Source organism: Streptococcus moroccensis (assembly GCF_030812835.1).
In the GTDB taxonomy this organism is placed as follows: domain Bacteria; phylum Bacillota; class Bacilli; order Lactobacillales; family Streptococcaceae; genus Streptococcus; species Streptococcus moroccensis.
This window is the reverse complement of sequence record NZ_JAUSTM010000012.1, coordinates 27,431-52,655: the sequence shown is the minus strand read 5'-3', so window position 1 is coordinate 52,655 and position 25,225 is coordinate 27,431. Positions and strand designations below refer to the sequence as shown.

24 protein-coding genes and 1 other RNA gene are annotated in these 25,225 nt (G+C 44.0%); 17 read left to right on the top strand and 8 right to left on the bottom strand.

The window, feature by feature from the left end; all coding sequences use genetic code 11:
* Positions 1 to 119: 119 nt before the first annotated feature.
* Positions 120 to 1,268 carry an LPXTG cell wall anchor domain-containing protein gene (locus J2S23_RS06905; RefSeq protein WP_307122015.1) on the top strand — a complete coding sequence of 383 codons (1,149 nt, stop codon included), beginning with the start codon at positions 120 to 122 and terminating at the stop codon, positions 1,266 to 1,268.
* 484 nt (positions 1,269 to 1,752) lie between these two features.
* Here the strand turns inward: J2S23_RS06905 and lacD are convergent, their stop codons facing one another.
* The 6 genes from lacD to J2S23_RS06875 form a co-directional block, all read right to left on the bottom strand.
* A complete protein-coding gene (gene lacD, locus J2S23_RS06900; protein ID WP_307122014.1) occupies positions 1,753 to 2,757 on the bottom strand; it encodes a tagatose-bisphosphate aldolase in 1,005 nt (334 codons plus the stop codon).
* Positions 2,758 to 2,800: 43 nt separating this feature from the next.
* Complete coding sequence (gene nagA, locus J2S23_RS06895; RefSeq protein ID WP_307122013.1) at positions 2,801 to 3,949, bottom strand: N-acetylglucosamine-6-phosphate deacetylase; 1,149 nt, start codon at positions 3,947 to 3,949, stop codon at positions 2,801 to 2,803.
* A gap of 11 nt (positions 3,950 to 3,960) precedes the next feature.
* The gene (locus tag J2S23_RS06890; protein ID WP_307122012.1) at positions 3,961 to 5,121 is read right to left on the bottom strand and encodes an SIS domain-containing protein; all 1,161 of its coding nucleotides are present in this window, start codon (positions 5,119 to 5,121) and stop codon (positions 3,961 to 3,963) included.
* Between the two features lie 24 nt (positions 5,122 to 5,145).
* A complete protein-coding gene (locus tag J2S23_RS06885; RefSeq protein ID WP_307122011.1) occupies positions 5,146 to 5,865 on the bottom strand; it encodes a GntR family transcriptional regulator in 720 nt (239 codons plus the stop codon).
* A gap of 272 nt (positions 5,866 to 6,137) precedes the next feature.
* Positions 6,138 to 7,286, bottom strand: coding sequence for an AraC family transcriptional regulator (locus tag J2S23_RS06880; protein WP_307122010.1), 1,149 nt, complete (start codon positions 7,284 to 7,286; stop codon positions 6,138 to 6,140).
* Positions 7,287 to 7,324: 38 nt separating this feature from the next.
* Complete coding sequence (locus J2S23_RS06875; RefSeq protein WP_307122009.1) at positions 7,325 to 8,029, bottom strand: GntR family transcriptional regulator; 705 nt, start codon at positions 8,027 to 8,029, stop codon at positions 7,325 to 7,327.
* Between the two features lie 254 nt (positions 8,030 to 8,283).
* Here J2S23_RS06875 and J2S23_RS06870 point away from each other — a divergent pair, with 254 nt between their 5' ends.
* From J2S23_RS06870 to J2S23_RS06845, 6 genes are all read left to right on the top strand, one after another.
* Positions 8,284 to 10,065, top strand: a complete 1,782-nt coding sequence (locus tag J2S23_RS06870; RefSeq protein WP_307122008.1) for a glycoside hydrolase family 35 protein — start codon at positions 8,284 to 8,286, stop codon at positions 10,063 to 10,065.
* 2 nt (positions 10,066 to 10,067) lie between these two features.
* Positions 10,068 to 10,553, top strand: coding sequence for a PTS sugar transporter subunit IIB (locus tag J2S23_RS06865; protein ID WP_307122007.1), 486 nt, complete (start codon positions 10,068 to 10,070; stop codon positions 10,551 to 10,553).
* A gap of 42 nt (positions 10,554 to 10,595) precedes the next feature.
* Positions 10,596 to 11,507: a PTS mannose/fructose/sorbose/N-acetylgalactosamine transporter subunit IIC gene (locus J2S23_RS06860; RefSeq protein ID WP_307122006.1), complete on the top strand. Its 912-nt coding sequence runs from the start codon at positions 10,596 to 10,598 to the stop codon at positions 11,505 to 11,507.
* Positions 11,494 to 12,312, top strand: coding sequence for a PTS system mannose/fructose/sorbose family transporter subunit IID (locus J2S23_RS06855; protein ID WP_307122005.1), 819 nt, complete (start codon positions 11,494 to 11,496; stop codon positions 12,310 to 12,312). Before J2S23_RS06860 ends, J2S23_RS06855 begins: the two co-directional genes overlap by 14 nt.
* A gap of 3 nt (positions 12,313 to 12,315) precedes the next feature.
* A complete protein-coding gene (locus J2S23_RS06850; protein WP_307122004.1) occupies positions 12,316 to 12,726 on the top strand; it encodes a PTS sugar transporter subunit IIA in 411 nt (136 codons plus the stop codon).
* Positions 12,727 to 12,853: 127 nt separating this feature from the next.
* Positions 12,854 to 13,858, top strand: a complete 1,005-nt coding sequence (locus J2S23_RS06845) for an aldose epimerase family protein (protein ID WP_307122003.1) — start codon at positions 12,854 to 12,856, stop codon at positions 13,856 to 13,858.
* Positions 13,859 to 13,908: 50 nt separating this feature from the next.
* Here J2S23_RS06845 and J2S23_RS06840 read toward each other — a convergent pair whose 3' ends face one another.
* Together J2S23_RS06840 and J2S23_RS06835 are read right to left on the bottom strand one after the other, a co-directional pair.
* Complete coding sequence (locus tag J2S23_RS06840) at positions 13,909 to 14,535, bottom strand: YdcF family protein (RefSeq protein WP_307122038.1); 627 nt, start codon at positions 14,533 to 14,535, stop codon at positions 13,909 to 13,911.
* A 26-nt stretch (positions 14,536 to 14,561) separates the two neighbouring features.
* Entirely contained in the window at positions 14,562 to 14,948 is a 387-nt protein-coding gene (locus tag J2S23_RS06835) for an HIT family protein (protein ID WP_307122002.1), read from the bottom strand.
* Positions 14,949 to 15,032: 84 nt separating this feature from the next.
* On the opposite strand from J2S23_RS06835, the gene tadA reads away from it, so the two are divergent.
* From tadA to J2S23_RS06785, 10 genes are all read left to right on the top strand, one after another.
* Positions 15,033 to 15,512: a tRNA adenosine(34) deaminase TadA gene (gene tadA, locus J2S23_RS06830; protein ID WP_307122001.1), complete on the top strand. Its 480-nt coding sequence runs from the start codon at positions 15,033 to 15,035 to the stop codon at positions 15,510 to 15,512.
* A gap of 59 nt (positions 15,513 to 15,571) precedes the next feature.
* An RNA gene (gene ffs / locus J2S23_RS06825) (signal recognition particle sRNA small type) lies at positions 15,572 to 15,657 on the top strand.
* A 152-nt stretch (positions 15,658 to 15,809) separates the two neighbouring features.
* Complete coding sequence (gene ldcB / locus J2S23_RS06820) at positions 15,810 to 16,601, top strand: LD-carboxypeptidase LdcB/DacB (protein ID WP_307122000.1); 792 nt, start codon at positions 15,810 to 15,812, stop codon at positions 16,599 to 16,601.
* A gap of 148 nt (positions 16,602 to 16,749) precedes the next feature.
* Entirely contained in the window at positions 16,750 to 18,207 is a 1,458-nt protein-coding gene (gene gltX, locus J2S23_RS06815; RefSeq protein ID WP_307121999.1) for a glutamate--tRNA ligase, read from the top strand.
* 282 nt (positions 18,208 to 18,489) lie between these two features.
* A complete protein-coding gene (locus J2S23_RS06810; protein ID WP_307121998.1) occupies positions 18,490 to 19,305 on the top strand; it encodes an amino acid ABC transporter substrate-binding protein in 816 nt (271 codons plus the stop codon).
* 82 nt (positions 19,306 to 19,387) lie between these two features.
* Positions 19,388 to 20,146 carry a GntR family transcriptional regulator gene (locus tag J2S23_RS06805; RefSeq protein ID WP_307121997.1) on the top strand — a complete coding sequence of 253 codons (759 nt, stop codon included), beginning with the start codon at positions 19,388 to 19,390 and terminating at the stop codon, positions 20,144 to 20,146.
* A 20-nt stretch (positions 20,147 to 20,166) separates the two neighbouring features.
* Positions 20,167 to 21,360 carry an iron-containing alcohol dehydrogenase gene (locus J2S23_RS06800; protein ID WP_307121996.1) on the top strand — a complete coding sequence of 398 codons (1,194 nt, stop codon included), beginning with the start codon at positions 20,167 to 20,169 and terminating at the stop codon, positions 21,358 to 21,360.
* A gap of 33 nt (positions 21,361 to 21,393) precedes the next feature.
* Positions 21,394 to 22,236 (top strand): aldo/keto reductase, encoded by an 843-nt coding sequence (locus J2S23_RS06795; protein ID WP_307121995.1) that lies wholly within the window; start codon positions 21,394 to 21,396, stop codon positions 22,234 to 22,236.
* An 11-nt stretch (positions 22,237 to 22,247) separates the two neighbouring features.
* Positions 22,248 to 22,979, top strand: a complete 732-nt coding sequence (locus tag J2S23_RS06790) for an SDR family NAD(P)-dependent oxidoreductase (RefSeq protein ID WP_307121994.1) — start codon at positions 22,248 to 22,250, stop codon at positions 22,977 to 22,979.
* 230 nt (positions 22,980 to 23,209) lie between these two features.
* Positions 23,210 to 25,225: a BglG family transcription antiterminator gene (locus J2S23_RS06785; protein ID WP_307121993.1), complete on the top strand. Its 2,016-nt coding sequence runs from the start codon at positions 23,210 to 23,212 to the stop codon at positions 25,223 to 25,225.

Genomic DNA, 25,225 nt, shown 5'->3' with positions numbered 1-25,225 from the left:
TAGCAGAATGCAAAAAAGTGGAAAAGTTTTCCACTTTTTTTATTTTTTTTTCGAATAAGGAGGTAGAAGCCCTTTTGAAAAGTATCAATCAAAAGGAAGAAATAAGGAGACCAAGACCCATGAAAAAGTATACAATTAGCCAATTTTTGTTAGCAACCACCGTTTTACAGTTGGCGCAACCCTATCTGGTTCAAGCAGAGGAACCAAGTGCGACAAGCCCGACTGTCGCAGCAACCTCGACAACATCATCAGAAGACGGGAGATTGGCCCTGGCAGGGTCAGCTGCCTCATCTACAGGTCAGGGAGACGAAATGGAAGCAATAACTGATGGCGACACAACCTCCGGTTCATCGGAAGAATCTGCTACCGTTAGCTCATCAGGGGAAGGCTCAGGAAAAGAGACTCTCTCCACCAAAGAAACGGTAGAAGCTCCTGCAGCACTTTCTACCTTAGATGATTCCAAGTTGCAGGCCTGGATAACGAAACATCAATTTCAGTTTGTGCAAACCTTGTTTCGAACGGATGGTGAAAACAAGGAGATTCATGCCAGTGTCGATGGCTACCAGGCTCCTTATGATTTGAAAGATTACACCTACCTATCGTCCATCATCACCACGACAGATAAAGGGCCGTCCTTGGTCCATATTTATCGCGATGCTTCTTATGTTGACCAGGCTATTGTCCGTACAGAATATTATGACGGAACGTCTGGGAAAAAGCTTCAAAAAGATCAGAAAGGACAAGCTTTTGAAGAGTCCATCGGTGAGCGTAAGTACTATTACGATGTGATTGTGGAAGAAAATGGGGAGAAGGTCTATAAAATTTTCTACCTGACAGATGAGGACTTTGTTGCTTATGGTGGCAGTAAATACTATGTGAGGCTAACGGATTACACCCGTTTTGTGGATCAATCAACAGGTCAGGAAATTGCGACCCAACAAGAAGGCTTTATTCCGATTTATGATGTGTCAGGCTACCACTTTGTTTCTGCAGAGATTATAGAAGAAAATGGTCTCAGTTATTTTGTTCAAACCTTTGCCAGTGATGAATCGTCAGAAGAAATTGCTAATACTGAGGCGACAAATGAGATAGGGCAAGTGGTTGAAAAAGACACAGATGATAGTCCGTCTCAAGCAAAAGCATCCAAAATGGGACTCCCTTCAACAGGAGAAAATCGTTCACTAGCAACTGTATTTGGACTTGGTTTACTAGCCGTTTTAGCTTTGGTCGGTATTCGCTGGTTTAAGGCCAAGAGCAAGAACGACTAATGATTGAACTAGGCCGGTCTTCCTTACTCTAGAGAGTTGATAGGAGGATAGTTTTGCTCAAAGACAATAAACAAGAGCTGGGGTGACCCAGCTCTTGTTCTCTTTAGGTGAACACCTGAAACAAATGAATTTCAAAAGAAAGAAAGAATCAAAGGGGTCTCCTACAAGATTCCTATCGGAAGTCAATGGCGCAGTGATGTCAAAAACAATCAAGATAGGCCTTGCTCTTTATAAATGAAGACGGGTAAGCGCTAAAAGAGTTAAGGCAGTTCGTTTTCATTTTGTAAGAGTGTTAAGTCTGGGGAGGAGACGGTTTGAACGCTAGGCATATCCTTTGAGTTTGACAACTATTTCTATCATTGCGGAATCCTGATTAAGAAGTGTTTCAGGTGCTCCAAGAATGGCATATTGAGCATACCCATCAAGAGTGAGTGATGGGTGACAGAAACTATCCGCAGTTACGATGCGAGATTTTCAGAGCAATCTAGGATTTCAAAACAACCTTGTCTGTCCATGGAGCAGCTGCTTCATCGATCACAGCGTTTAGGTCTTCCATGTTTTGACGGCCATGCTCTGCCAACCAAGCGCGGCCAGCGTCATCACCATCTTTAGCGTATACAGCTACAGAATCAGCCCAAGTGGCACGTCCACAAAGGACACCGTTGAAGGTTGAGCCAGCTTCCTTAGCAAAGCGGAGTGTTTCTTGGAAGAGGCTAGCAGAAACACCAGCGCTGAGGAAGATAAATGGCAAGTGAGTTGCGTCAGATTGCGCCTTGAAGAGGTCAAGGGCTTCTTGGCGAGTGTGAAGCGGTGTGACACCTTCTTTGGTAAAGCCTTCTACATAAGCCATGTTGATAGGTACTTCAACCTTAAGGACATCTACGTTGTAGCGGGCGTCTGAGAAAAGTTTCATGGCTTCGATGACTTTATGAGCTTTCACTTTAGCATACTCTTCACCTTTAACATCGATATCACTCACGTCATAGGTTAAGATTTCAAGGAAATACGGGATATCTTCGGCTACACATTCAGAACCAACGCGTTCGACCCAAGCTTTTTTGATGTCGTTGATGTCTTCGCTTTCGTCAATATCGAAGTAGATGAGTACTTTAACCGCGTCAGCATCCAATTCTTTGATGCGTTTAGCAGACCAGTTTGGCAAGAGGTCTGGAATACGGCCAACTGTTGTTGCATCGTAACCAGTCTTTTCATAGGCAACGATGAGGCCGCTGTTTTCATCACGTAACTTGGTTGCAGGGACACCATACTCTGGGTCTAAGAGGATAGAGGTTGAAAATGGTGTCAACTCTTGTGAGATTAATTCTTTGAAACGGATGATAGAGTCATCACCAGTTGAGCCGCCACCGGCAGTAATCATCTTACGAAGGGCACCCCGTTGGTCAATGGCAAGGGCACCAATCACATCTTTGTCATTTGAGAGGTTTTTCAAATGTTGCAATTTTCCTGGGGTTAATTGAAGGGTTGTCATAAGTTATCCTTTCTAAGGTCTTAAAATGGGTTTGAAGTTGGTGTTACTTTTGAAAATAGGCTTTGCCATCGATATAGGTGGCTTGGAGATTAAGGTCATCGTCTAAAATGATGAGGTCTGCTGGATAGCCAGGATCGATCTTGCCGCAACGGTCATCGATGCCAACTGAGGCGGCAGGGTTAAGACTGGCCATGCGAAGGGCTTCAGCAGGCGTTGCATTGCCCCATTTGACCACATTTTGGACAGCTGTAATCAATTCTAGGACGGAGCCAGCTAGGCTGCCATTGTGCTTGAGACGGGCAGTACCGCCTTCAACGATAACATCGAATTCCCCGAGGGTTGATTCACATTCACCCATACCGCCAGCGCGCATGCAATCAGTAATCAATACCGTTTTATCAGGACCTGCTGCCTGCATGACGATCTTAGCGGAGACAGGATGAACATGATGCCCATCGCAAATGAGTTCATCGTACTGACCGAGTGTTAAGGCTGATCCGACCACACCAGGTTCTCTATGATGAAGCCCCCGCATACCGTTATAGGTATGAACGAAGATGTTAGCACCGGCTTCAACAGCCTGACGGCAGTCTTCATAAGTCGCATCGGTGTGCGCGATAGCGCTGTAGATGTCCTTAGACTTAGCGTGTTTGATGAAATCGACAGCTCCGTCTCGCTCTGGTGCAAGGGCGATTTTTTTCACCCATCCTTGAGCTTTTTCCTGCCACTCATCAAGATAAGCGATAACCGGATCGCTCATGTAACTAGGGTTTTGTGCTCCCTTATAGGTCTCATTAAAGAATGGTCCCTCAAGGAAGATCCCTTGAATCTTAGCCCCGGAAACCTTATCAACGTTTTGACCAATGGTTTCACAGACAGCGTTTAACAGCTCGCGTTGAGCAGTTAAAGTCGTTGGGAGATAGGAAGTTACCCCGCAAGAAGGCAGACCGTCTGAAATAACGCGCAAGCCTTCGGCAGAGTTATCCATAACATCGTGACCCATAAACCCATGGATGTGGGTATCAACGAGACCAGGGGCGACACTATAAGCGCTGTAATCTAGGATTTCGCCATCTGTTGGCTGTTCGGTTTGGTAGTGACCAAGCTTACCGTCTTCTAGGACTGGTAGATACCCTGGTCCCTTGACCTCATCTGTAAAGTAGAATTGTTTGGCATAAAGATAAGTTGTCATAAGTTGCCTTTCTAAGTGAGAGGGTGGATGATAACCCCTTTCACGACGCGGTTAACAGTACCGCTTGGAGATGGTGTGTCTGGCTTGTTTTTAACCTTGATAGCTGTAAGGAGCGATACCGTTTGACCAAAAATGGCATAAGGTAGAGCGAGGTAACCATCAGGGATAGTGGCAAACGTTTGGTCTAAGGTAAAGCTTTCCCCATCAAAGTTGAGGGCCTTGTCGACTTGAATACCACAGACAAGCCTAGCAATCTGATCGCCAGAGAGTTCGTTTAAAATATCCACATCGTATTGGCGCGTGTAGTCATCATTAGAGACAAAGACAAAGGCTAGAGATTTGTCATTGACAAATGATTTTGGACCATGTCGGAAACCAAGTGAGGAATCAAATGCTGTTGCGATTTGACCAGCTGTCAACTCTAAGATTTTGAGCTGCACTTCTCGAGCGAGCCCAGCTAATGCGCCAGAGCCGAGATAGATGACACGCTCAAAATCAAGGTCAACATAGGCCTGGATCCTTTCTTCAGCATCAAGGACGCTTTGGCCAACCTTCGCAATGGCCTTGACATAGTCTTCTTTTTGAGTCAAGTCTGTCTGGTCGAAGACCAAGAGAGCTGTCAAGGTCATACAAGTAAAGCTCCCTGTCATGGCAAAACCAGCATCATTGGACCGTTCTGGCATAATCAAGAGCAAGTTACGATCGTCTCCAGCAGCTTTTTGGGCCAGTTGTCCTTCAGGAGCACAGGTGATGGTGACTTGATAAAAATCCTTGACAATTTGCTGACCAAGTTGGACGCTGGCAACACTCTCAGGAGAGTTACCTGACCGAGCAAAGGAAACCAGCACAGTAGGCTCGTCAGCCTTGAAATAATCCTTTGGATTTGAGACAAGGTTAGTTGTTGCTACAGATTGGAAGTCAAACCGTTTTTCATCTCCGAAGCGTTTGAGATGAGGTAGGATGGTATCACCGACATATTGAGAGGTTCCAGCCCCTGTAAAAATCACACGGAGCTTTTCGTGTGGCAAGTGGTTTAAGAAGGCTGAGATGCGCTCAAGGTTGGTTTTGTAGTAATCAAAAGCCTCAAGCCACAACTCTGGTTGCTGTCGAATCTCACGTGTCGTGATTTCAGCTCCAAGAGCCTCCAATTCAGCAGTTGATAGTTGAAACATAGTGTCCTCCTTTAGGAAAAATTGTTATTGATTTCGATAGTGACGGACCTGATAATAAAAACAATCATGACGGGCGACGCTACTCGTGTATTCAACAATGACACGGTCTTGATTGTAAGATTTACGTGTCAAACTGAGGCAGGCATCTCCTTCGGTCGCGTTTAAATGGCTGGCCTGTTCAGGACTTAAAAGGTCAGCTGTAAAAACCTCATCTGCAAAAAGAATATATTGATCATAGACGGTTTCAAAAAGATCGTAAAGAGAGTGTTCTTCCAGATTGTAACTGCTCAAATCTGGAAACAAATGAGATGGTAGATAGGTAATCTCAAGCATCATTGGCCGTTTATCGGCTAAACGCAAACGGTTGAGATACCAAACGGGTTCCCCTTGTTTGAGATGGAGTTCCTCTGCGACAAAAGAATCCGGAACGATTTGTCCAAAGCCTAGGATCTTACTACTTGGAACCTTATCAATGGCCTGCATTTGTTCCGTAAAGCTGTAGCCCATACTGAGTTTGGGACGGTCTTGCCAAGCATCTGAAGTAAAGGTTCCTTTTCCGTGATGCCTTGAAATATAGCCTTGACCTTCCAAATAGTCTAAGGCTGCTCGAACAGTGGTTCGGCTGACATCATATTGGCGGCAGATTTCCCGTTCGGATAAAAACTTTTGTGAACTGTCCATCTGTTTAACGGTCTGTATGAGTTGCTCGCTCAATTGTAGATATAGGGGTTTAAGTTCAATCATAAAAAACCTCCAACTGGTAACGACCAGTTACCTATAGTTACTTATATTGTATCGCTTCTACTAAAAAAAAGCCAGATAGTAATTTACCAAAATTGAATCTTTTTTTAACAGAACAATTTAATTAATATACTAGATTGGTACTGCTATAAGCTTACCTCTCATCATTTTTAGTAGGGACTTAAAATGATTGAGCTCAAAGCGTGCTAAGCACGTTAAAAACAGGTCCGGAATGAACCGAACCTGTTTTTGGTTACTAGACAATTTGTGGCGCCTTAAATTTGCTTGTACAACTTTTTAGCATAGCTTGAGGGAGAATAGCCAAAAGCATTTTTAAAGGACCGTGAGAAGGCAGGAAGGGAATGGTACCCCACTAACCGTGCAATCTCCGTTAAGGAATAACTGGAATCTCTCATCAGAATTTTCGCCTGTTTCAGGCGCTGCTCTTCAATATAGGCATGGGGTTGCATTCCCACAAAACGGTGAAAGAGCGACTGGATATTGGAGCGCGACATGCCAAAGTGATGGGTCACGTCAATAACACGGGCTTCAGGATTTTCCTTGATGTATTCAGTAATTTGTTGCGCCAGATCTTGATCGTATTTTTCCTTCATGGATGATGCTTTTGAAGGATAAGGGTTGGACTCGCTTATTAAGGAGAGGATAAAGAGTTTTAATCGGGCGATTAGATGGTCATTCTTATAGGGGAAATGGTCCTCGTCACTGATTCGAATAAAGGTTTCTATTTGAGCAATCTGGCCTGAACTCAAGTGGAAGATACGGTTAAAAAATTGAGGATCAAGGAGTGTCATATCAAAGAGGACGGTGATATAAGTGGTTGTATCCTTTTCATTGACGGCTTGGGTGTGCGTTTGATTTTGCTGATATAAAATAGCGTCATTTTTTCTCAGCAAGTAGTGCTTGCCATCAATTACCGTTTCTAATTTCCCTTGTTCGACAATCGTCAATTCACAGTAGCGATGCTGTTCCGGACCAAAATGATAGGGAGCTTTTTTGACTTGATAGTAGAGGGTAAAGATTTCAGAAATATGGACAGCAGGCGCAATTGGTTCCCATTCGATCGCTTCATGTAAAGCGGTTTCATTTTCGGTGGAAAAAGGAGCAAGTTTTTTATTGATAGAACTTGCTTCAGAAACACTAGTCAGGTTATAAAAAGTACCTGGCAAAACTTTAATGGTTCCATGGAGGATGAATTTCTCAAAAGGACCTTGAAGATCCCTAGAGACAACCAACAATGAGATACCTGATGCCGCACTGAGATAAACGGGCTTGTCGCAGGATAAAAGGGTAGTTACAGGGAGCTTCTCATAAGAAGTCTCGATGGAATGGTAGGATTTAGGGCCAGGACCTACGACAGATTTAAAATAGACATTTTTATCAATTGCAGATGTTTTGGTAAACATAATAGGCAGCCTTTCCAGAATTACAGAAGAATTTGAAACTAATCAGAGGTTAATTTGAACTTGTAGTAGTCCCATTTTTTATAGGACTCAATATGCTCGAAGATTTCCTGCGTTTCCTCGTTGAAGGTGGTCCGAACCTGCAAGATACTAGGCTCGTTTCCACTCGTTTCAAGAATTGTGGCAACCTGCTCAGGCGTTGGAAACTTGACTTCGTTAGTTTCGATAAAACTCTCTTCGTTTAAGTGGATGTCGTGAGCAGCCTTAAAGTGTTGGTAGATGGAGCTGTAATAAGACATGTCGTGGTTTTTGACATCGATGAACTTCTCTGGGATGAATGATTTTTGATAGATGTAGGCTGTACCATCTGCCCGACGCACTCGTTCGATACGGTAGTAGGCCTCGTTTTTTCCAAGTTTTAAGGTTTTTAAAATCGATGGGTCTTGCTCGCGAACTAATGCTAATACGGTAACGTCATCTTTGTCAAAAGGAAAGATTTCGACATCTGAGAAGCGGACACGTTTCCCTTTGCGGGCTCTGGAAACGAAGGTCCCTTTTCCTTGCCGACGGGTGAGATATCCTTCTGTCACCAAGTCGTTGAGGGCCCTGATGACCGTAATCGAACTCACTTGGAAGATATCGATAAGCTCAGCTTCGGTATAAAATTTATCGCCGTTTTCAAACTTCCCAGAGCGCAATTGTTGCTTGAGATCGTTTTTAATCATCTGGTATTTTGGAATTCTCATAGTAAAGACCTTTCTATAAATGTTGGTGTAGAGGTGTTGTTCTTACTTATAATATTAACATAAAATCAAAATTTAAGAAAGAATATCTCGGTTTTGTCATATAAAAAAGATATAGTGGTCATTTTGTCATAAAAAGTGAAAAAAGCAATTAAAAAAACTAAAAATGTTAAAAAACAATATTGACTTTTAAAGAAAGATTGGATACTATATTGATATACGAAAGCGCTATCTAAAATTAAAAAAGGAGGTGCCGAGTGATAAAATTTGAAGTATCGGATGACTTTTATTTGAATGGGGAGTCCTTTAAAATTTTATCGGGGGCTATCCACTATTTTAGAATTCATCCAGATGATTGGTATCATTCTTTATACAATCTTAAGGCCCTAGGGTTCAATACTGTTGAAACTTACGTGGCTTGGAACCTTCACGAACCGTCAAAAGGACAATTTAACTTTGATGGCATTCTAGACTTAGAAAGATTTCTAGATATTACTCGCGACTTGGGGTTATATGCGATTGTGAGACCGTCCCCCTTCATCTGTGCAGAATGGGAATTTGGTGGCCTACCAGCGTGGCTACTTAATGAAGATATTAGGATTAGAACATCCGATCCAGACTACTTAAAACATGTCGCGGACTACTATGATGTTCTCTTGCCTAAGCTTGTCAAAAGGCAATTTGACCATGGCGGTAATATCTTGATGATGCAAGTCGAAAATGAGTATGGCTCTTTTGGGGAAGAAAAAAAATACCTGAGAGCTCTTAAAGACTTGATGACAACACGTGGTATCACTGTTCCCCTCTTTACGTCGGATGGCCCTTGGCGTGCTACTTTACGAGCAGGGTCGATGATTGAGGATGATATTCTGACAACAGGGAACTTCGGCTCTAAGGCACGGCTCAATTTTAAGGACATGCAGGATTTCTTTGACGAGCATGGTAAGAAATGGCCACTCATGTGCATGGAGTTCTGGGATGGCTGGTTTAATCGTTGGAAAGAACCAATTATCCGGCGAGATCCTAAAGAGTTAGCAGAAGCAGTCAGAGAATGTATAGAACTCGGATCGATTAATCTATATATGTTTCATGGTGGGACAAACTTCGGATTTATGAACGGGTGTTCCGCAAGAGGAGTTACTGATTTACCACAAGTCACCTCTTACGATTACGACGCACCGCTCGACGAGCAAGGAAACCCAACTGCCAAATACTTTGCTCTCAAGGAGATGCTTCAGGAAGTCTTTCCAGATATCGAGCAGCAAGAGCCTCTTGTCAAAGAAAGCATTGAAAAGGCGGGTATCCCTCTCAAAGACAAAGTCAGTCTCTTTAGCACGCTAGACACGCTAGCTCACCCGATTGAAACGGTTTACCCACTGACTATGGAAAAGCTTGGCCAGTCAACAGGGTATCTCCTTTACCGGACGGCAGTTGAAAATGATAAGCAAGAAGCAGAACGCTTCCGCTTGATCGATGGTCGTGACCGTGCCCAATTCTTTATCAATGAGAAACATATCGCTACCCAGTATCAAGCTGAAATTGGTGAAGATATCATGTATCAGCTTAAGGAGGGTAGGAGTCAGCTAGATGTCCTCATGGAAAATATGGGGCGCGTCAACTATGGACACAAACTTTTGGCAGACACCCAACGAAAAGGTTTACGGCAAGGGGTCATGGCAGACCTGCACTTCCTAACAGGATGGAAACAGTATTCTCTCCCGTTGGATAATGTTGAAGCAATTGATTTTAGCGGCGAGTGGCAAGAAGGTCTACCAGCTTTTTATCGATACGAGGTTGACCTTGATCACCTTGAAGACACTTATCTAGACCTAGCAGAGTTTGGTAAAGGAGTCGCCTTTATCAACGGTGTCAACTTAGGACGTTTCTGGAATGTCGGTCCAATTCTTTCTCTCTATATTCCTAAAGGGTTCTTAAGGGAAGGCAAAAATGAGATTATCATTTTTGAAACAGAGGGACAGGCAGCCCAAAGTATTCATTTAGTCAAAACCCATCACTATAAACAAATGGAGGAGGCCTAACTATGGCAATTATTGCAACGCGGATTGACGGACGTCTCATTCACGGACAAGTCGCCAATCTATGGACAACAAAACTCAACATCAGTCGCATTATGGTGGTTGATGATGAGGTGGTTAACAATGACATTGAGAAGTCTGGTTTGAAGCTAGCAACACCACCAGGTGTCAAACTCTCAATCCTTTCTGTCGACAAAGCTGCTACTAATATCTTAGCTGGCAAATACGATAGCCAACGGCTCTTGATTGTGGCTCGTAAACCGGACCGTTTCTTAGGTCTTTTAGAACGGGGTGTTCCGCTACCAGAGTTAAATGTCGGGAACATGTCCCAAAATGCTAACACGAAATCTGTGACACGCTCTATTAACGTTGAGCCTAAGGACATTGCAGACTTTGATGCGCTAGCAGCCAAAGGTGTTAACCTCTATGCCCAAATGGTACCAGGTGACACTGCAAAACCTTTCATGCCATTGCTTGATAAGGTGAGATAATTACTTTCGGAATCATTCAAAAAATTTTTAGGAGGATACATCATGATTCAATGGTGGCAAATACTTTTACTCACGTTGTACTCAGCTTATCAAATCTGTGATGAGTTGACCATCGTATCGTCTGCTGGTTCGCCAGTGTTTGCAGGATTTATTTCCGGTCTTATCATGGGTGATATGGGAACCGGTCTTGCGATTGGGGCTAGCTTGCAGCTCATGGTTCTTGGGGTTGGTACCTTTGGTGGTGCTTCTCGTATTGACGCAACATCAGGTGCGGTATTGGCAACTGCCTTCTCAGTAGCACAAGGAATTGATCCTGAGTTAGCGGTAACGACAATCGCCGTTCCGGTAGCAGCTCTCTTGGTTTACACTGATATCTTGGGTCGTATGACCACAACTTACTTCGCTCACCGTGTGGATGCAGCAGTTGAACGTTTCGACTACAAAGGTATTGAGCGTAACTACTTGCTCGGTGCCATTCCTTGGGCCTTGTCTCGTGCCCTTCCAGTATTCCTTGCCTTAGCGCTCGGTGGTGGCTTTGTTCAAACAGTTGTTGACTGGATTGCAAGTGTTCAATGGTTTGCAAATGGTTTGACACTTGCAGGTCGTATGCTTCCAGGTCTCGGGTTTGCTATCTTGCTTCACTACTTACCAGTTAAACGTAATCTTCACTACTTGGCAGCAGGTTTCGGTATCACAGCTATGTTGACTGTTATCTACTCTAACATTCAAACCTTGGGTGGTACTGTTGCGAGCTACCTTGCTCCAATCAACGAATTGCTTCCAGAAGATGGTGCTCTTGCCTTTAGCAACAACTTCAAAGGCCTTCCAATGATTGGTATTGCGATTATCGGTGCTTTGCTTGCAGTGCTTCATTACAAAAACAGCCAACGCACAGTTGTAGCGCCAACTACTTCTAACGTAGAAAGTGGGGAAATTGAAGATGACGAAATCTAATTACAAATTAACAAAAGAAGATTTTAATCAAATCAACAAACGTAGTCTCTTTACCTACCAATTAGGATGGAACTACGAACGGATGCAGGGATCAGGTTACCTTTACATCATCTTGCCACAACTTCGTAAAATGTATGGAGATGGCACACCTGAATTAAAAGAAATGATGAAGATGCATACGCAATTCTTCAACACGTCAAACTTCTTCCATACTATCATCACTGGTATTGACCTTGCCCTCGAAGAAAACGAAGGGGTAGCGTCTAAGGATGCGGTCAACGGTATTAAGACAGGTCTCATGGGGCCATTCGCCCCAATCGGTGACTCTATCTTTGGGTCTCTCGTTCCAGCTATTATGGGTACTATCGCAGCAACTCTAGCAGCACAAGGTAACCCAGTCGGAATTTTACTCTGGGTAGCAGCTGCTATGGCTATCAACGTTTTCCGTTGGAAACAGTTGGAAATTGCATACCGTGAAGGAACTAAATTGATCACGACAATGCGTGATCGCTTGAATGCCTTGGTTGATGCGGCTACTGTTATGGGGGTATTCATGGTTGGTGCATTGATTGCCACTATGATTAACTTCGAAGTATCTTGGATGCCTCAAATCGGTGAAAAAGTAATCGACATTCAAGACTTGCTCAACTCTATCTTCCCTCGTCTTGTACCAGCGCTCTTCACTGGATTTGTCTTCTGGCTCCTCGGTCGTAAAGGCATGACGTCTACCAAAGCTATCTTAATCATCATTGTTTTAGCAGTAGGCTTCTCTTTCATTGGTCACTTCTTGTTCGGAATGGCGTAGACTATGGCAAAACAATTAGTGTTAATCAGTCATGGGTCATTTAGCGAAGGACTAAAAGCCAGTACAGAAATGCTGATGGGACCTCAAGATAACATTCATACCGTTGTGCTTGAACCTTCTGAGGGAGCGGATGATTTTCGTGCCAAGTTAGAAGAAGTTATCAAGGACTTTGATGAGTTTGTCATCTTTGCTGACTTGCTCGGTGGAACGCCTTGCAACGTTGCATCTCGCTTGCTGCTAGAAGGGCGTGAATTCGAACTTTATGCAGGGATGAGCATGCCTATGGTTATTGGTTTTATTAATAATGAACTGGTTGGTATGAATGAGGACTTGGTGGTCTTTGCGACAACCAATACCAAGAAGGTCAATGATTTGTTAAATGCGTCTGATGACGAAGACGATGAAGATGAATAAAAACCAAAAAAATCTGGTCTTTAGTTAACATTTTTAAAAGAAAGCGCTATACTAAAGATAAGCCTAATAAGAAAAGGACTTCCACCTAAAGGTTGGAAGTCCTTTTAAAAATCAGAAGGAGAATAGGATGACAGTTACAGTTAGTGATTTTGGAGCAGAGCAATCCAAACTTTATCGCTTGACAAGTGAAACAGGAGTGGAAGTAGCTCTGACCAACTTTGGGGCTCGTATCGTTGAGTTTTGGGTGCCTACGCTTGATGGCAAACGTAATATCGTTGTGGGCTATGCAAGTGACGAGGCCTACCGTCAGGAAGACATCTATATCGGTGCTATGGTGGGGCCAGTTGCAGGACGCTTGTCTGGGGCTGAGATTACTCTAGGCGAGGAGACTTTCGCTCTAACCGCCAATGAAAAAGGTAACAACCTTCATGGTGGTCCAGAAAGCTTGCACACGGCCTATTGGGACACAGAACTTTTGGGGGATTCTTCTCTAGCGTTCACAACCGTCTTAGCAGATGGGCAAAATGGCTTCCCTGGACCGATTGCCGTCAAGGTCATCTACGAGCTGGTTGGTAATGCCTTAACCTATCGTGTCGAAGGGGTATCTGAAAAAGAAACGGTCTTTAATCCGACCAACCACGTCTACTTTAATTTGGATGGCGATGTGACCAAGGTGATTGATCATCACAAATTGAAGATTAAGGCCAACCAGTACGCACCACTTAAAGAGGATAATACGCCAGCAGGGCATTTGGAAGAGGTTGCTGGAACTGTCTTTGATTTTCGTGACTTTGCACCGATTGGCCAAGGCTTCCATCGCGATGACCTACAGCATCAGATCGCACAAGGCTATGATCACGCTTGGGCGCTAGATGGAGATGCTCCTCAAGTGGAAGCGAAATCCTCTGATGGTAAGGTTAGCTTGACCTTGGACACAGACCTGCCATCTGTTGTTATCTATACCTATGGTTGGCCTGTAGCAGACGGACGTGAGATTGTCCCTCACGGTGCCTTTACCTTAGAGACACAGCTTTTGCCGGATGCTCTGGTTAATCCTGGTTTTGGCGACATTGCCCTTAAAGTAGGTGACACCTTTACGAGCACGACGACCTTTACAGTCACACTAACCTAATCAGGTTAAATCATACGCACCCCTCCGGTTCTCGTTAATGGAGGGGTGTTTTAATCTTCTAAGGGTGTAATATCGCCTTTTTTCCCATAATGGACAATTCGCAGATACTCGCCCCAGACACGGGAGCGTCCAGTAGCAGTAGTCATCCAGTTGTCTCGTGTGATAGGAAGGCCCTGATAAATGGTGTCAAAGGCATAAGGGACAATCGTAATATGAGCGGGCAGGTGTTTGGTCAGGGTCCGCCATTGGCGGCCAGTAGCGTGAGCCTTGCAGACAAAAAGGAGGGAGCTAATCTGAGCAAAATCAAAGACCTGCTTGGCACAAGTGACATTTTCAAGGGTGTTGGTAGACTTTTTCTCTGAAATAATAACAGACTCTGGCACCCCTGCGGCCAAGAGATGATGGATGATGATATCGGACTCTGTCTCACCAGTCCAGTCGGGATGTGGCGTTCCTGTTAGGCTCCGGCCACCTGTCACAAGGATGGTCTGGTAAAGGCCTTTTTGATAGGCTTCGATAGCCTTTTCCCAATGCCCGGGATGAGTCCCGCTAAAGACAAAGAGAACATCACAAGGACTTGGAGCTATAGATGGGCCGAAGGTGACCTCTGTTAAAAAGAGGATGTCCTCTGCGCTCAAATCAGGAACATCAGGGGATTTGGGAATGATGGGTTTCATCTGTTTCATTTCCTTCCTATCCTTCATTAGCTATCTTGCAGTGCTTGAACTAACGCTGCTTTGTCTAGGTCTAGAGCTTTTGGCGAAACGCTCTCCCAGAAACCATCACCCGTTTGTCTGGGAATGGCATGGACATGCAGGTGTGTGCCTGGGTCCATGAGTTGCCCATTGTTACAGACGAAGGTCCAGTTGTAGTCTGGATAGAGCTTATAAAGGGCACCAATTAACCGTTTTTGGATCTGTAAAAGCTCTAGCGCAGCTAGATCAGATAAGTCCGTCAGATTGGCCAAATGCGCTTTAGCGATAATCAGCAAATGCCCTGTCTGGATAGGGTCGATGTCAAAGACCAGGTAAAAATGCTCTGTTTCAAATAGAGGGGATTCGTGCTGGAGGTGGCAAAAGATACAGGTCATAGGCATTCCTTTTCGGCGGGTTATTTTATAGCTAAGTATAGCATAGGGGCTTACAAAGTCAAGAAAATCTGATAGAATAGCCTTATGGAATACACTCTTGAAGAAAAAGAAGGCTTTATGCGGGAAGCCTTAAAGGAAGCTGAGAAGTCTTTGGCCAAGGACGAAATCCCTATCGGTTGTGTTATTGTCAAAGACGGGCAAATCATCGGTCGCGGGCACAATGCGCGTGAGGAGCTCAATCAGGCGGTTATGCACGCTGAAATCATGGCGATTACTGAGGCCAATGCCCATGTGGGCAATTGGCGACTTTTGGATTGCACTTTGTTTGTGACCATTGAACCCTGTGTCATGTGTAGCGGTGCTATCGGTTTAGCCCGCATTCCAAAAGTCATTTATGGGGCAGCCAATGCCAAGTTTGGTGCAGCGGGTAGCCTTTATGACATTTTGAGGGATGAGCGTCTCAATCACCGGGTCGAGGTGGAGACGGGTATTTTAGAAGAAGCTTGTGCTGATGTGATGCGGTCTTTTTTTAAGGCCAGACGAGAACAGAAAAAGCTGGACTAGTGCCCCTTTCAGCTGGAGCTCTATGAGACTTGCGTATTTGTTAATTTATGATATAATAGATTCCGGAGCAACATCTTTGCGTGAAGTGGGTCAGGGGAGGAATCCAGCAGCCCTAAGCGAGGTAAGGTGTGTGCTCTTTTTTTGTGTTTTCAAAAGCCCTGTGAAGATAGAATTTTGTATAATGGCTCGTCTGCTGTTCGAAAAAATAGAGAATGAAAAAGAGCGGAAAAACCTTGAATTAATAGGGATACAGTGTTAGAATAAGAACAGAAATCTTGCAAAACGAACGGAGACGATATGAAAAAATACGCCAGCTTAGGTTTAACGTGCCTAACCCTGTTGACTCTAGTAGCCTGCACGAGCAAATCTGAGGAGACCAAGGCGTCCTCTTCAGCCAAAACGAGTCAAAAAGCGACTAAATCAACGTCAAAGGCAACATCTTCGTCTCAAAACACAGACGCATCAGAAGATTCTCATTCAGATCAATCGTCTTCAACGGGATTGTCTGATGCGGCAGATAACTCTAGTGGCTCAACAGCGGTCAATAATGGGACTTATTATAGTGTGACGGGCAAGTACGGTGATGAGATTATCATCGTTAATAAAAGGCACCCTCTACCCGCTAGCTATACTCCTGGTGAAAACCCCACTGCCTTAGCTGCTTTTCAACAGTTACAAGCGGATATGATGGCCCAAGGGTTCAGCATTTCTTATGGGTATAGTGGCTTTAGAAGTTACGAAACGCAAACGCAACTCTACCAGGATTATGTGGCTAGAGATGGCCAGTCCGCAGCGGATCGTTATTCTGCAAGGCCTGGCTATAGTGAGCACCAAACGGGTTTAGCCTTTGACCTCACAGATGCTGCTGGGAATTTACTGGAAGAACCACAAGCATCCGCTTGGCTTCGGGACAACGCACACCATTATGGTTTTGTGGTCCGCTACCTGCCAGAAAAAGAATCTGTAACAGGCTATATGCCTGAAAGCTGGCATGTTCGCTACATTGGGCAAGAAGCAACAGACATTTACCAATCAGGTTTGACATTAGAAGAGTATTACGGTGTTGATGGTGGCGATTACGCCCAGTAATGTTAAGGTTGATACGCAAAGCAAAAATCACAAAAACGGGGTCTGATGGCTTCGTTTTCACTTTTCCAAATAAATGAATCAAGACCAACCCAAATGGTCTAAACTATGCTATAATAGAAACGATTGAAAACGAACAGGAGAACAGTAATTGACTAAGCCAATTCGTGTGCGTTACGCACCAAGTCCAACTGGGTTATTGCATATCGGTAATGCCCGCACAGCTTTATTTAACTACCTTTATGCCCGCCATCATGGGGGGACCTTCGTCATCCGTATTGAAGATACAGACCGCAAGCGTCATGTCGAAGATGGCGAACGTTCGCAACTTGAGAACTTGCGTTGGTTGGGAATTGACTGGGATGAGAGCCCAGAAACCCATGACAATTACCGCCAATCCGAACGTCTCGACGTGTATCAAAAGGTTATTGATCAATTATTAGCGGAAGGCAAGGCCTATAAGTCATATGTGACTGAGGAAGAATTGGCTGCAGAACGCGAACGCCAAGAAGCAGCAGGAGAGACACCGCGCTACATCAACGAATACTTGGGGATGTCTGATGACGAAAAAGCAGCCTACATCGCCGAGCGGGAAGCAGCAGGCATTGTCCCAACGGTCCGTTTGGCTGTCAATGAAGCTGGTATCTACAAGTGGGTTGATATGGTCAAGGGTGAAATCACCTTTGAAGGTAGCAATATTGGTGGCGATTGGGTTATCCAGAAAAAAGATGGTTACCCAACCTATAACTTTGCGGTTGTGGTCGATGACCATGACATGCAAATTTCCCATGTGATTCGTGGGGACGACCATATTGCCAACACGCCAAAACAGCTCATGGTCTATGAAGCCATGGGGTGGGAAGCACCAGCCTTTGGACACATGACCCTCATTATCAACTCTGAAACAGGGAAAAAACTATCCAAACGCGACACCAATACTTTACAGTTTATTGAAGATTACCGCCAAAAAGGCTACCTGCCAGAAGCGGTCTTCAATTTTATCGCTCTTCTCGGTTGGAATCCTGGTGGCGAAGAAGAAATCTTCTCCCGGGAGCAGTTGATTGAGCTGTTTGATGAGAACCGCCTCAGCAAATCTCCAGCTGCCTTTGACCAGAAGAAACTGGATTGGATGAGCAATGACTACATCAAGAATGCTGATTTGGAGACGGTTTTTGCCCTTTGTAAACCTTATCTTGAAGAAGCAGGGCGCTTGACCGATAAGGCTGAGAAATTGGTGGAGCTTTACAAGCCACAAATGACCTCAGCTGATGAAATCGTCGCTTTAACCGACCTTTTCTTTTCTGATTTCCCAGAACTAGGTGACGCTGAGAAAGAAGTCATGGCCGCTGAAACCGTGCCGACGGTTCTGACAGCCTTTAAGGCTAATCTGGAAGCCATGACGGATGCTGACTTCTTGCCTGAGAACATCTCACCGCAAATTAAGGCTGTCCAAAAAGAAACAGGCATCAAAGGGAAAAAACTCTTTATGCCGATTCGGATTGCTGTCTCAGGTGAAATGCATGGCCCAGAATTGCCAAACACCATTTATCTCTTGGGGCGTGACAAATCGATTGCGCATATTGAGCAAACCCTCAACAGGATTTCATAAAAATTGAGAGTTGGAAGTTTATTTCCAGCTCTTTTTGATACCTAAAAGGAAATGATAGTGACGGAAACTCTAGGTTAGGCTAGGCTATTTTTTGTGAAGCCCTCCAAACGCTTTAATCACTTTAATGCCTATGCCGAAGGAAAAGGTGGTGCGATAGGGCTACTGCTGAAAAAGAGTAACGTTTTAGGGCTATTCCTGATAATGTTTTTCTATCAAAGCCATTGGAAATCTCTATTATCCAAAAAGAAGAGGAGATGGTATGATGGAAGAAGGAGGACTAAAATGGGAAAAAAGACATTATGGCTAGGTGTGACTCTAGCAGCAAGCTTCGTTTTAGGTGCTTGCCAATCAAACCCGACAGCAGAATCAAGGGCTAACGGTGCAAAAGAAGTCGTTGTGGCAACAGCAGGTGATGTCAGACCTTTTTCTTACGAGGAGGGGGATGACCTTACAGGATATGATATTGAGGTGTTAAAAGCCGCAGATGAGTTGCTGGCCGATTACCAATTCACCTATAAGAAAACAGCCTGGGAAAGTATCTTTATCGGTCTTGACAGCGGACACTACCAAATCGCTGCCAACAATTTAAGCTACACTGCTGAGCGGGCGGAAAAATATCTCTATTCTTTGCCGATTGCGACCAATCCCATGGTTATGGCGGTCGTACCAGACTCACCAATCACATCCTTAGATGATATTGGGGGTAAAACAACTCGTGATGATACAGGGACGTCGACCGCTCAGCTGGTTGAAGAGTGGAGTCAAGCCCATTCGGATAATCCTTCAGTCGTTGAGTATTCTGGCGAAAATGTCACCAAGCGCCTGATAGACCTAGAGGCAGGACAGTTTGATTATTTGATTTTTGACAAAGTTTCCATTGAAAATATTATTAGAGAACAAGAGCTTGATCTCAAGGTTGTTGAAATTGAAACGAAGGGCAATCCGATGAACTATTTCATTTTTGCGGATGACCAAAACGATTTGCAAGAAGCCTTTAATCAGGCGCTTCAAGAGTTATACAAGACGGGCAAACTCGAAGAGATTAGCCAAGAATTCTTTGGTGGGTCATACTTACCAGATGAAGCAGAATTACAATAAAAGACGACAATCAGGGCTTTCAGGGTCCTGATTTTTTATAAAAATATAGAACTGAAACATTAAAAGACTAGACTTTTAAAAAATGAAAGCGTATAATAAAGAAAAATGGAAGAAGGAGGTGCCTGTTATCGGTAAGGTAAAACCCAAATACCTTAAAATTGCAGAGGCCATTCGGGAAAAGATACGAGATGAGGTCTATCTTGTGAACAGTCTGCTTCCAGACGGCTCAACACTTGCTAAGGAATACGAAGTCAGCTTGATGACCTTGAAGCAAGCCTTGGATGTTCTGGTGACAGAAGGTTATATCTTGAGGCGCCGTGGGGCTGGGACTCTGGTCAGAGATTGGAAAGCGACGCAGCGCCCCCATCTTTATTCGCTAAAAGGAACGTCGCACGATTTTCCAAAAGGGTTAACATCAAAAGTGCTTACCTTTGATGTCACGCGCCCATCAGAAGAAATGGCTGAGAAATTATCCTTGTCGACGGATGATTTTGTCTATGAGATTGTGCGCTTGCGTGTCTTAGAGGATAGGCCGATTATTATGGAGTACACCTACATGCCAGTTGATGTCATTCCTGGATTGAAGCGCGAACACCTCGAAAACTCTATCTATAACTACATCTCAGAGGGACTAGGGCGAAAGGTATATAGCGCTTTTGTTAAGGTCTCAGGTGTGCGACCGAATGACTTGGAAAAACAGGAAATGCAACTGACGGAGACCGATTTTTTAATGGAGGTGTCTCAGATCAGCAGTCTGGATGATTGTCGGGTCTTTGAGTATTCAATTTCTCACCATTTGCCTGATGTTTTTGATTTTGAAACCATTATGTTTAACCAATAGTTTTGAAAAAGGAGTAATATATGGAAAATTTTAGATTACAGATTCCGACAGATATTCGATTCGGAAAAGACCGCTTGGGCGAATTGCCAGAAGTGTTAGCACCACTTGGGAAACGTGTCTTGCTGGCCTACGGTGGTGGCTCAATTAAGCGCTCAGGCCTTTACGACAAGGTCGTTGACCTCTTGACTGACAATGGCTTTACCTTTGTGGAATTAGCAGGAATTGAGCCCAATCCTAGGATTGACTCTGTCCGTGAGGGTGTTCGCTTGATCCGTGAGAATGATCTTGATGTGATTCTTGCTGTCGGTGGTGGTTCTGTTGTTGATGCCTCAAAAGTGATTGCAGGTGGTGTTTATTATGACGGTGACGCTTGGGATTTGGTATTAGACAGTAGTAAGATTGGGAAGGCTGTTCCTATTGTCGATATTTTGACCTTAGCTGCGACAGGAACAGAGATGAACCGCAATGCCGTCATTTCAAATCCTGAGACCAATGAAAAATTGGGGACAGGTGGCTGGGACTTGATTCCACGGGCATCGTTTTTAGACCCTACCTTGACCTTTACGGTTAATAAATGGCAAACAGCTGCTGGCTCTGCCGATATGATGAGCCATCTCTATGAGCAGTACTTTAACCATACGCCTGCAGTAGACGTTCAAGATGGGATTGCTGAAGGGGTGATGAAGACCATTATCAAGCATGCACCGGTAGCGATCAAGGAACCTGACAATTACGATGCACGTGCCAACCTCCTCTGGGCATCAACGTTAGCTCTTAATGGTCTAGTGGCTCGTGGCCGGAGTGGTGGTTGGACCTGCCATGCAATCGAACATGAGTTATCAGCCTATTACGACATCACCCATGGTATCGGTCTTGCTGTTTTGACTCCGCGTTGGATGCAGTTCTGTATCGATAAGGACGATAAATCCCATGCCAAACTCGCGACCTATGCGCGCAATGTCTGGGGCTTAACAGAAGGCTCTGATGAGGAACTAGCTCGTCAAGCTGTTGAGAAAACCTATCGCTTCCTCCATGAAGACTTGGAAATCCCAATGACCTTGCCAGAAGTAGGGATTGAAACCAAGGAATTGGTCTTGGAAATGAGCGAGAAAGCTGTTCTTCATGGCGGTCTTGAGCGCGATAAATTTGTTAACTTGAGCGTTTCAGATGTTGAAGCGATCATCTTAGCTTGCTTTGAAGAAATGACCTTCTAAGCCGACTAACTATCAAAAAGAAAGAGGAAGAACATGGAACATTATATCTTATCAAATGGCGTTACGATTCCAAAACTTGGTTTTGGGACTTGGCAAATGAAAGACGGCGATGAGGCCTATAACGCAGTGGCTCACGCCCTCAAAGTTGGGTATACCCATATTGACACAGCTCAAGCCTATAAAAACGAAGCCAGCGTTGGCCGTGCAATTGCTGACAGTGGCTTGTCACGCAAGGATATTTTCTTAACGACAAAGGTTTGGAATGCGCATCATGATTATGAGTCAGCGCGTGCCTCAATTGAAGAATCTCTTCAAAAACTTGGCGTTGACTATATCGACCTTCTTTTGATCCACTGGCCAAACCCAGCTGCAGCGCGCGAAACTGTTGGTTTTAAAGAACGTAATGCAGGTGTCTGGAAAGCTATGGAAGAAGCCTATAATGCTGGCAAAATCCGCGCTATTGGGGTTTCAAACTTCATGGTTCACCATTTGGAAGCCTTGTTTGAAACCGCTGAAGTGAAACCACATGTTAACCAAGTGCTTTTGGCCCCAGGTTGCCCACAAGAAGAGCTCGATGCCTTCTGTCAGAAACATAACATTCTTCTGGAAGCCTACAGCCCACTTGGAACAGGGTCTATCTTCCAAAATGAATTGGTCGGTAAGCTAGCTGAAAAATATGACAAATCGATTGCTCAAGTAGCCCTTCGCTGGTCTCTTGATAAAGGTTTCTTGCCATTGCCTAAGTCTGTAACGCCTGCTAACATCACCTCAAACCTAGATGTCTTTGATTTCGAGCTTGAATCTGGTGACATCGAGCAGTTGGACCGTGTGCAAGGGGTGAGCCAACAAGCTGATCCAGACCATACAAACTTTTAAGGATGACAATAATGGATATTAAAGGGAAATGGGCCTTAGTAACAGGGGCCAGTCGAGGAATTGGACGCGAAATGGCTTTAGCCTTAGCGAAAGAAGGGGCCAACCTAGTGGTTCACAGTCGAGAGCTTCAACATACCGAGAGTCTAGTGGCTGAGATAGCTGCACTGGGTGTGGAAGTTTTTGCTGTTGAGGCTGAGCTGTCCGATGAGCAAGCGGTGCGCCAAATGGCCAAAACCGTTCTTGACAAAGTCACTATCGACCTTTTGTTTAACAATGCCGGTGTTCAGCCCAAATCTCAAGAAAATCCTTGGGCTGTATCGACTGAGGACTATATCTGGTCTTACCAAGTCAATGTCATTGCACCGATGATTTTAATCGAGGCTTTCTTGCCAGGCATGTTAGAGCGTGACTTTGGTCGTATTGTCAACACGACCAGTGGCATTAAGAATCAGCCTGAACAAGGTGCTTATGCGGCTTCGAAAGGCGCACTCGACAAAATCACTAAAGATTATGCCGGAAAATTGGCGGGTCATAATGTAACCCTCAATGTTGCCGATCCAGGTTGGATCCGTACAGACCTCGGTGGTCCAAATGCTAGCCATGCGGTTGACACAGTGATTCCTGGAATGATTCTAGGAGGCTTTGTGGACGCTGACATCAGAGGCCAGTGGATCAGTGCGCAGAAATTCAAGGGGATGGTCTTGAATGAAGCTGTTGAGGCGTTTCAGGAATCACTTAAATAATAATTAGTCTAGAAAATGTCTGTTCAATCGAGATCGAAACATTTATCTGACGGGAAAGGGACAGAGATGATATTGACAATCTTCTGTCCTTTTTTATGGAGAAAATAGATGGTACTGCCTCAAATTTAAAGACTAGTTTAGAAAATTTCCTTTTTAAAAAGGAATAATTGGTACTACCAAAGATAGCGTTTTCAATATATAATAAAATATGGAGAAGAAGGAGGTGTCGCATGTTAGCAAAACGCGAGTGGCAGATACTCAAACTTTTAACACAACACCAAGATTTTACTCTTACGGGAGAGCTACTAGCCAAAGAGTTGTCAATTACATCCCGGACCTTACGTAAATCAATCGTAACACTCTCAGAAGGGCTTCAAAACTCAGGTGCTAGATTAGAGCGTAAGCGAGGGCAGGGGTATCAACTCATTCTTGAGGATAAGTATACGTTCTACCAATTTCTTCAAAACGAGGAAGAGTTTCAAGAGCACAGCTTTGATGCCAGAAGACTTGAAACGCCAAAAGATCGTGAACACTATATTTTGAATCGGTTATTTTTTGAAGAAGTTTATCTAACAGTTGATCAGTTAACCCAAGAGTTATTTGTGAGTCGGGCGACTGTTTTAGCCTGTCTAAATAGTCTTCGCCAACAATTGAAACAGTATGATATTCAGATTGTCGCGAAACATAATAAGGGGCTAACTGTTGAAGGACCAGAAGAAAAACAAAGGCGTTTTTTAATTGGGTACTTTTTCCCTCAAGCCAAGGAAGCAGATTTTATATCACAATTAGAGGCGGACAATATTCTGGAGGAAATATCTCTGGAAGATTTGACAATTCTAGTCTGGCAGGTTTGTCGGCAAAATAATGTCAGAATGTCTGATTATGCGATTCAAAACTTAGTGTTACATATTGCCTTATCCTTCAAACGCCTCAAAACAAACAGACGTTTTGAATTTGATTATTCTACCCCTCTTGAACCTGATGAGCATTCCTATCAAGTGGCTCGAGAAATACTAACGCAATTAGAAGAGCGATTTGCTATTATATTTCCTGAAGCGGAAGCAAAATACATTTCTTTACATCTTATGGGAAAATCTCATGGAGGGCAGAAACCTAAGGTTCAGGCACAGCTACAATCTGAAATTCAAGCATGCTTGAGCAGGCTTTCTGACATTTTTGAACTTCCTCTAACAAAAGATACAGCACTCTTACAAGGTCTGATTGCCCATTTTACCCCTCTACTGATTCGATTAGAATCACAGATTGTCATGGAAAATCCGATGTTAGAGGACTTGAGAGAACATTATGGTTCTGAACTGATCATCGTCAAAGAAGCATTTGTCACCATGCCATTACTTGCATCATACTCTATCAACGATGATGAGTGGGCCTACATTGCACTACATGTCATCAGTAGCGTTCAACGCTTGCGTCAGGATGGAAGCAAACGAGTACTTGTTATTTGTGCAACTGGATATGGTAGTGCGCAAATGTTGATGAATCGTCTGCAACATTTATTTGCTAGGCAGTTGGATATTGTAGATGTTATCAGTTATTATGAATTGGCTGATGTTAGTTTGGATGGGATTGACCTAGTTTTATCAACGGTCAATTTGGATGCTATTATGCTTCCTGTTCCTGTACTTCAAGTTAATGCCTTGCTTTTGGATGATGACATCAACAAAATTCAAAGATTTTTAAATCTTCGTGCTCGAAGAAATACAGATATAAGTAAGAAAGCGGGAAACAGCATTTCTTCTGAAGCGGTGGAGATATTTGACTCCGTTTTTGATAGCTCCCAATTTGTAGTTGTTCAAGAAGCAAGGATGATACGAGAAGACATTCTAGAATTGGCCTTGGATAGGATAACAGATGTTGGATTAGAGGATTTTAAAAGTCACTTTAAGAATCAACTAGCGATGCGGGAGCAACTGGGAAGTGTTGTTTTTCAAGAACACTATGCTTTTCCACATCCTAGCGTTTCGATTGGGTTAAAAACAGAGATAGTTGTGGTATTGACTCCAAATGGACTAATCTGGGATCAAGATCACCAAGATGTAAGATTCACGGCTTTAATATCTCCTTCAAAACAGGATGCGAAAGCTTTGAAATACATCTCTCCGTCCTTTGTGCAATGGATGGAAGATCCGTTGAACTTAGAGAGGTTATCTCAATGTCCCACCTTTGAAACCTTCAGATTACAATTTTTACCATTCTTAAATGCACAATTAAAAGGAGGAAATTAA